The organism is Shigella sp. FC1661, from assembly GCF_001712525.1.
Taxonomy (GTDB): Bacteria; Pseudomonadota; Gammaproteobacteria; order Enterobacterales; family Enterobacteriaceae; genus Escherichia; species Escherichia coli.
Genome location: NZ_MDGW01000114.1, coordinates 1 through 7,274, shown reverse-complemented (window position 1 = coordinate 7,274; position 7,274 = coordinate 1). Strand labels below are relative to the sequence as shown.

At 48.4% G+C, this 7,274-nt stretch carries 12 protein-coding genes and 2 pseudogenes; 3 read left to right on the top strand and 11 right to left on the bottom strand.

All coding sequences use genetic code 11. The features are described from left to right. Positions 1-326, top strand: a pseudogene (locus BFF42_RS08430) (IS1-like element IS1B family transposase); the annotation flags it as partial. Positions 327-513: 187 nt separating this feature from the next. Here BFF42_RS08430 and BFF42_RS08425 read toward each other — a convergent pair. The 11 genes from BFF42_RS08425 to exuR all read right to left on the bottom strand — a co-directional run bounded on the left by BFF42_RS08425 (position 514) and on the right by exuR (position 6,530). Then, on the bottom strand, positions 514-879 hold the full coding sequence (locus BFF42_RS08425) for a DUF805 domain-containing protein (RefSeq protein WP_000384145.1): 366 nt from the start codon (positions 877-879) through the stop codon (positions 514-516). Positions 880-1,171: 292 nt separating this feature from the next. Continuing rightward, the gene (gene yqjG / locus BFF42_RS08420; protein ID WP_000531201.1) at positions 1,172-2,158 is read right to left on the bottom strand and encodes a glutathionyl-hydroquinone reductase YqjG; all 987 of its coding nucleotides are present in this window, start codon (positions 2,156-2,158) and stop codon (positions 1,172-1,174) included. Positions 2,159-2,227: 69 nt separating this feature from the next. Then, positions 2,228-2,620, bottom strand: a complete 393-nt coding sequence (locus BFF42_RS08415; RefSeq protein WP_000732231.1) for a DoxX family protein — start codon at positions 2,618-2,620, stop codon at positions 2,228-2,230. Between the two features lie 185 nt (positions 2,621-2,805). Continuing rightward, positions 2,806-3,105, bottom strand: a complete 300-nt coding sequence (locus tag BFF42_RS08410; protein ID WP_000096086.1) for a YqjK-like family protein — start codon at positions 3,103-3,105, stop codon at positions 2,806-2,808. Continuing rightward, positions 3,095-3,499 carry a phage holin family protein gene (locus BFF42_RS08405; RefSeq protein ID WP_000785722.1) on the bottom strand — a complete coding sequence of 135 codons (405 nt, stop codon included), beginning with the start codon at positions 3,497-3,499 and terminating at the stop codon, positions 3,095-3,097. The genes BFF42_RS08410 and BFF42_RS08405 overlap by 11 nt, the downstream gene beginning before the upstream one ends. 2 nt (positions 3,500-3,501) lie before the next feature. After that, complete coding sequence (locus BFF42_RS08400) at positions 3,502-3,807, bottom strand: ElaB/YgaM/YqjD family protein (protein ID WP_000031415.1); 306 nt, start codon at positions 3,805-3,807, stop codon at positions 3,502-3,504. Between the two features lie 37 nt (positions 3,808-3,844). Then, positions 3,845-4,213 (bottom strand): DUF1090 family protein YqjC, encoded by a 369-nt coding sequence (gene yqjC, locus BFF42_RS08395; RefSeq protein ID WP_001297156.1) that lies wholly within the window; start codon positions 4,211-4,213, stop codon positions 3,845-3,847. A gap of 146 nt (positions 4,214-4,359) precedes the next feature. After that, complete coding sequence (mzrA, locus tag BFF42_RS08390; RefSeq protein ID WP_001166768.1) at positions 4,360-4,743, bottom strand: EnvZ/OmpR regulon moderator MzrA; 384 nt, start codon at positions 4,741-4,743, stop codon at positions 4,360-4,362. Between the two features lie 3 nt (positions 4,744-4,746). Then, positions 4,747-5,409, bottom strand: coding sequence for a DedA family general envelope maintenance protein YqjA (yqjA, locus tag BFF42_RS08385; protein ID WP_000422149.1), 663 nt, complete (start codon positions 5,407-5,409; stop codon positions 4,747-4,749). Between the two features lie 21 nt (positions 5,410-5,430). Further along, positions 5,431-5,514, bottom strand: a complete 84-nt coding sequence (gene yqiM, locus BFF42_RS27230; RefSeq protein ID WP_211180508.1) for a protein YqiM — start codon at positions 5,512-5,514, stop codon at positions 5,431-5,433. Positions 5,515-5,753: 239 nt separating this feature from the next. Then, positions 5,754-6,530 carry a transcriptional regulator ExuR gene (exuR, locus tag BFF42_RS08380; protein ID WP_000406490.1) on the bottom strand — a complete coding sequence of 259 codons (777 nt, stop codon included), beginning with the start codon at positions 6,528-6,530 and terminating at the stop codon, positions 5,754-5,756. Positions 6,531-6,825: 295 nt separating this feature from the next. Between exuR and BFF42_RS27225 the strand changes: the two are divergent. Together BFF42_RS27225 and BFF42_RS08370 are read left to right on the top strand one after the other, a co-directional pair. Continuing rightward, positions 6,826-7,061 (top strand): annotated as a pseudogene (locus BFF42_RS27225) (fimbria/pilus periplasmic chaperone); the annotation flags it as partial. 54 nt (positions 7,062-7,115) lie between these two features. Beyond that, the coding region (locus BFF42_RS08370; protein WP_032277379.1) for an IS1 family transposase at positions 7,116-7,274 on the top strand (159 nt) is incomplete at its 3' end.

The window sequence follows — 7,274 nt, the reverse complement described above, 5'->3', positions numbered from 1 at the left end:
TTTACGCGTATGACAGGCTCCGGAAGACGGTTGTTGCGCACGTATTCGGTGAACGCACTATGGCGACGCTGGGGCGTCTTATGAGCTTGCTGTCACCCTTTGACGTGGTGATATGGATGACGGATGGCTGGCCACTGTATGAATCCCGCCTGAAGGGAAAGCTGCACGTAATCAGCAAGCGATATACGCAGCGAATTGAGCGGCATAACCTGAATCTGAGGCAGCACCTGGCACGGCTGGGACGGAAGTCGCTGTCGTTCTCAAAATCGGTGGAGCTGCATGACAAAGTCATCGGGCATTATCTGAACATAAAACACTATCAATAAGTTGGAGTCATTACCTCTTTTTCGGATGTTATAAAGGTTTTGATATTTAAGATAAATACATGGTTGTTTTTTATAGGTAATTTATATAACGACATTGAAATATTTTAAATAAACATTAGTAAATTATTCATTCATCAACATGATGATAAAAGCCGGATGAGTCAGACATCCGGCGAGCAGATTTGTTTTAAGGTTCCAGTTTCGGATCTGGTCCAAAGCGGTTTTCGCCTGGCGTACCCGCCTGGCAGTTAAAGACGATGATAATAAGCCAGCCGATAAACGGGATTAAGAACAACAGTGCCCACCACGCCGAGCGGTCGGTGTCGTGCAGGCGGCGGAACTGAACCGCCCACCACGGTAAAAACACCAGAATACCGTAGATTGTCGTCAGGATGCCTTCGCCACCGGCGCGTTGCCAGCCTAACATTTTATCCAGCAGCCCCAGCACGAACGTAAAGATGATGTTGACCAGAATAAACATCCAGTACTCTTTGCGCCGCGCACGACCCCGGAAACCGACATAATTTTTTAGTACTTTCAGATACCAGTCCATTTTTGCCTCAATTTTGCTCAATCACTTGTTTTTAAAGCAGCAAATTAAGAATAGACGTGAATGAAATGGCAGTAAATATTCGTTCAAGGAATTAATAAAGTGCCGTGAAGGTGCGCTAAGACTGATGACAAGCGCAAAATCGCCAGATGCGCTACGCTTATCTGGCCTACGCGGTCATTTTAACATATTGAATATAAACGTTGTGTAGGTTTGATAAGGCGTTCACGCCGCATCCGACATGAACAACATGCACTTAGCTAATTATCAGAGGCACCTCGTAAGGTGCCTTTTTTTAACCGAAGCGAACATCTCGTCCATGCGGTTCATCGAGATCCTGCCACGGACCAATTGAAATAATCCCCGTAGGGTTGATGGTCTTATGGCTGCGGAAGTAATGATTACGGATGTGATCGAAATTGACAGTTTCGGCGATCCCCGGCATCTGGTAGATATCGCGCAGGAAGCCATACAGATTCAGGTAATCGCTGATGCGGTGCTTATCACACTTGAAGTGGGTCACATACACTGGATCAAAACGCACCAGCGTAGTCCACAGGCGAATATCGGCTTCGGTTAGCTGGTTGCCGGTCAGGTAACGATGCTGGCCTAAAATCTGCTCCAGTCGCGCCAGCGATTCAAACACTTTCGCCACCGCCTCGTCGTAGGCTTGCTGGCTGGTGGCAAAACCAGCTTTATACACGCCGTTGTTAACGGTGTCATAAATCCAGCCGTTAAGTTCGTCAATTTTCGTTTGCAGGGCTGGTGGGTAGTAATCACCCGCTTTTGCGCCCAGCGCATCAAACGCGGTATTGAACATGCGGATGATTTCTGCTGATTCGTTGCTGACAATGGTGTGGTTCTTTTTGTCCCACAGCACGGGAACAGTAACTCGTCCGCTGTAGTGTGGATCGGCGTGGAGATAAAGCTGATACAGAAATTCATGTTGATAGAGCGTATCTCCGGTTGCTCCCGGAAAACTGTCATCAAAGGTCCAGCCGTTTTCCAGCATCAGCGGGTTCACTACGGAAACGGAAATAAACGGTTCCAGTCCTTTGAGTTTGCGCATGATCAGCGTGCGGTGCGCCCACGGGCAGGCGAGTGAAACATAGAGATGATAACGATCTTTCTCTGCGATAAAACCGCCTGTGCCAGTGGGGCCAGGTGCGCCATCGGCAGTGAGCCAGTTACGAAATGCGGAAGCTGAACGTTGAAATTTACCGCCGGTAGATTTGGTATCGTACCAGGTGTCATGCCAGACGCCGTCAATCAGTTGCCCCATTTTTCTCTCCTCCAATAGCAAAAACGAGGAGCTTCCTCCTCGTTTTTTATCGTTAAGTATAGCGCGTGCTTACCACTTTTTATTCAGCAGGCGGTCGATGCTATACGCGCCCGGACCGGTAATTGCCAGCAGCAGGAATCCGCCAGAAATTGTCAGGTTTTTCATGAACATCAGCGAGTTGACGCCTTCAGCAAACTTGCTGTGAAATAAAAATGCCGTCAGCAGCGTAAAGCCCGCAGTAAACAGGGCTGTGGTGCGAGTCAGGAAACCGAACAGGATAGCCAGACCACCACCGAACTCAAGCAGAATCACCAGCGGCAGCATAAAACCCGGGACACCCATTGCTTCCATATATTGTTGGGTACCAGAGTAAGCGGTGATTTTTCCCCAGCCTGCGGTAATAAACAGAATCGGCATTAAAATGCGCGCTACCAGTACACCAACATCTTCTAATTTTTTCATCATACTCTCCACTGCGCCACTCAGGCTGCTGATTGTTTTTTTGTGCAAGGGCGCGGTATTAGCGTCGTTGCTGTCGATGGAGAGAATCATAAACGTGGTGAATGATGATTGTTAGCAAGGAAAACTGTCAAAAATCTTCAAAAAATTTGAGGGATAAGGCCGGAATGGCTCCGGCCAGAGGGAAGTTAACCGCGAAGCTGTTGCTGCTTGAGGGTCGTTTTAACCAGACGCCAGGCGCTCCATACGCCAAAACCGCGTCTGGCCCAGCGGACCAGCATATTAGGATGGCGAATCGTCCAGATCGCCATCACGCTACTGCCAACCAGCGCCCAGGAGCGCAGACTTAGCAGCATATTCCAGCGACGATCGTAAGCGCCTGTTGCCTCCAGCCATTCACGACGACTGGCGGAAAGATCCAGCCGTTGTTGCTGGATCTGGCTAAGCAGTTGCGCCTTACGTCGTTCACGTTCGACTTTACTGCTCACGGGACTCCTCCTCGAGCAGTTGCCGATCGTTTGCCAGCTCATGGCGTGTATGGCGCAGCAAGGTGGATTTACGCGATTTACGTAACGTCCAGATACCGCCGATCAGTGCCAGTAGCAGCAACACCACGGTGGTGGCAATCATCGCATTCAGGCGATATTGCGGATCAACCGCCCAAATAATTAGCACCATCAGGCTCATAAGACCAAATGCAGCGAAAAGCATCGTCAGGCCCAGCATCAGTAAAAGTTGAAAGAGATTAGCTTTTTCCTCTTCCAGCTCCACCACCGCCAGCCGCAGACGTGTTTCCACCATTTCAACCATGATGGAAACAATTCGCTGCCCGATGCCCAGAACGCTTTTACCGGGCCCTTGCGCGTGATGAGTGTCCGCCATAATTAACGACGCGACAGCAGAACGCCGAGCACTACACCGATTGCAGCGCCAATTCCCACGCCGGTCCACGGATTTTCACGCACATACTCATCAGCACGCGCCGCCGCGACACGGGTTTGTTTGGCGATGGCATCACCGGTTTCACCCAGGCGATAACGGCTCTGTTTCAGTGCCTGCTCCGCTTTGCTACGAATCTTACTCAACTCTTCTTTCGACTTCTCGCCAGATGAGCTAAGCACCTCTTCCAGCGTATCGGAAAGGGATTTCAACTCAGCACGCAGATGTTCCGTAGTGTGTTCTTTCGACATAGTTTTCTCCAGGTGAGTAAGTAGTGACTATTGTGAGTTAGTAGTCGCGCGCTTCCAGCTTTTTCAGCTCTTCCTGCGCTTCTGCCAGTTTCCGTTCGCGTTTGGCAATCTTATCGGCATCGCCTTTTTGCTTCGCCTCGGCTAAATCTTGCTGGCGTTCCGCCACCTCATCTTTCTGCTTTGCGATTTTCTTGTGATGATCGGCACGCAGCTGGCTATCTGAACAGTTGGCCCGGACTTCACTCAGGGCTTTATTCAGACCGTCAATACGATTCTGGTTTTGGTGTTTTTCGGCATAGCTGATCTCCTTAAGGATATTTTGCTCCTTTTCCTGACACAGGGTAGTGGCATAACTACCGGCACTAAGAGCAAAGAGAGAAACAGCTAAAGCGATGCGGTATTTCATTCTTGAACCTTCCATTGTGATTCGGACCTATTACAAAGGAACGATTGTCCAGACAACGAAGCGGTAGTGTTAACCACCGCCTCATTAATCATAGACAGTTACGGTGAAATCACCAAAGTGAGTGATATGTTTCGGATAACAGGAAGTTATCCGAAGCGATGAGAGTTATCCCGTAACCGGGTCAGCCACTGCATAGCCTGACTGTTATTGTCCTGCTGCGCAATGATGTAGCCATGGGGCAATGTTCTGTCGAGGACCGCTTTTGCGGCGGCGCTCTGGTCGCTGGAGTCAAATGTAATTAACAGAGTGTCGTTTTTGGGGGTGATACTTTTGAAAGGAATGCCATGAGCGTCAAGGTGATGCCAGATCGAAAAACCGTCTGGCATCGTTGTGCCTTGATGAACGGCACGAATCGCCAGCGTAGACTCTTGCTGGCGAACCGCGGACCAGGCCAGCAACAGCGTGCCGACCAGAAGTAAAACAGTGCCGGACCAGGCTAGCTGGCGAAGCGACATGCGAGGTATTTGCATCCCTTACCCCCGATTTCCATATTTCTTTTTCCATAACACGACCAGAGAACCTGCCAGGCCAAACACCAGCAGCACCACCGGGAGCAGCATCAGGCATGACATCAGCTGGTCCTCGTACTTTAAAAATACCGGCGTTTTGCCGAGCATGTAACCCAGAGTTGTCAGGATCAATACCCACAGCAGACCGCTCATCCAGTTGAAAAACTGAAAGCGCGCGTTATTCAGCCCTGATAACCCGGCAATCGTCGGCAGCAGTGTTCTGACAAACGCAATAAAGCGACCAATTAACAGCGCCGATAAACCGTGTTTATGAAAAAGATGGTGTGCGCGTTGATGATAATGCGCGGGTAAATGAGATAGCCAGTTTTGTACGGTGCGGGTATTGCCCAGCCATCGCCCCTGAATATAGCTGACCCAGCAGCCGAGGCTGGCGGCAACGGTCAGCAGCAGAATCGTTTGCGGGTAACCCATCGCGCCTTTCGCAATCAACACGCCGACCAATACCAGTAAACTGTCGCCCGGTAAAAAGGCCGCTGGAAGCAAGCCGTTTTCAAGGAACAAAATTACAAACAAGACAAAATACAACATGCCAATCATCGATGGATTGGCCAGGGTTTCAAAATCCTGCGCCCACAGGGCTTGCAGCAATTGGGTCAAAAGTTCCATTCATTATTCCTGGTGAATCGGTTAACGCCACGCTGGTTTTAAAAGATGCACTACCGCAATGTTATTGCTGTTTTGGTATGTTCTGCGGGTTTGATACATCAACACAGCCTGAACTATTTCCTGTTAAATCGTGAGATAAGAAAGCATTCAAAAACATAAATTCAAATTGAATCTAATTGTAACAAAGGTCAACGTTGTTCGTTATCAAAATTACATGTCCGTGGAGTCTGATTTTGCTGAATGCAGGGGAGGGTGGCGAGAGGATTTACACAGGCTGACACTTTATACTTTTCGCTTACCGACGAAGCGAACAGGCGCGTCGCAGCGCCTGTCGGACAGGAGTTTCATTTACTGCCACTGGTGGCCGTATCGAGATGCACTACCGGGTTTTCGGCGAATAGATAGCGGTCGGCATTGAACTCGAAATCCTCGCTGGTTTCGTTAAATAACATGATTTTGGTGTTTTCCAGATGCTGCCACATTGCCAGCTTAGCAGCATGGGGATCTTTGCGAATTAACGCCTTGAGAATTTGATCGTGGTCATCACACCAGTTATCAACGGTACGGGAATCAATGTGTTCGTGTAGTTTTTTCCAGTACGGGTTATGGCTACGCTGGGTCCACATTTTTTCAACGATGGCCGCCAGGGCGGAGTTCTGCGTCGCCAGGGCTACCTGAATGTGGAACTGTAAATCCCACTCGGAATCACGGAAGCATTGTTCGCCGCGCGCCTGTTCCTGAATGGCCATCAGTTTCATGATGTCTTGTTTCGTTACCTGAGTTGCCGCGAACTCGGCAATATTACTTTCGATGAGCTGGCGAGCCTGAAGCAACTCAAACGGACCGTAATTGGCGAATTCCATATTATTGTCAGCCGCCTGCTGATGGCGCGGCTGGTTGGAAACCACATGAATACCTGAACCTTTACGCACCTCCACATAGCCTTCAACTTCCAGCATGATGATGGCTTCACGAACTACCGTTCGGCTGACGTTCTTTTCATCGGCAATAAAGCGTTCGGCAGGCAGTTTATCACCCACCAGATAGACGCCCTGTTCAATGCGCTCTTTCAGGTCAGCGGCAAGTTGTTGATACAAACGGCGTGGTTCAGTGATTTCCATATGCGTCTCCCGGAGTGGAATGCGGACGAAGTTATCATACCACTTTATTCATGGGTATGCCATTGGTCATATATAAATTTGGTGATTGAATTAATGTATTGAATTAATATTGTGAATATTTATAAATTCCTAAAAAATAAGTATCGTCATTGTGAAAACTACTAAATTTCAGTAAGTTAATTCCCAGCCTTTAAATTTAATATTAACTAAAAATGCTTTTTTATATTGACTTACAATAAATCTACATCTCTAATACACCAACTTTTTGGAAACAATATTGTAAGATCAAATTTATATGGTGGCGAAAATTAATCTCTTATCACGCTTACGCCGCTTTTATTCGTGTTCGCTCCTTTTTTGGCACAGTCAAATATGACTGTTTATCCTATGGCTGTTTCCATTAATAGTCAGGATGAAGGCAACGTTCGCGTAATATCTAAAAGTAATGAAGTTCAGTACATCAAGGCGACAGTATTCCGTATCGATAATCCATCTACGCCTCAGGAAAATGAAGTTGAGATTAAATCCGGGGTAATGCTGCCAACTTACTGATTTAGTGTATGATGGTGATTTTAAGGTGCTTGCGTGGCTTCCATTTCCATCAGATGTCCTTCCTGCTCCGCTACTGAAGGCGTGGTGCGTAACGGCAAAAGCACTGCCGGACATCAGCGCTATCTCTGCTCTCATTGCCGTAAAACATGGCAACTACAGTTCACTTACACCGCCTCTCAGCCCGGTACGCAC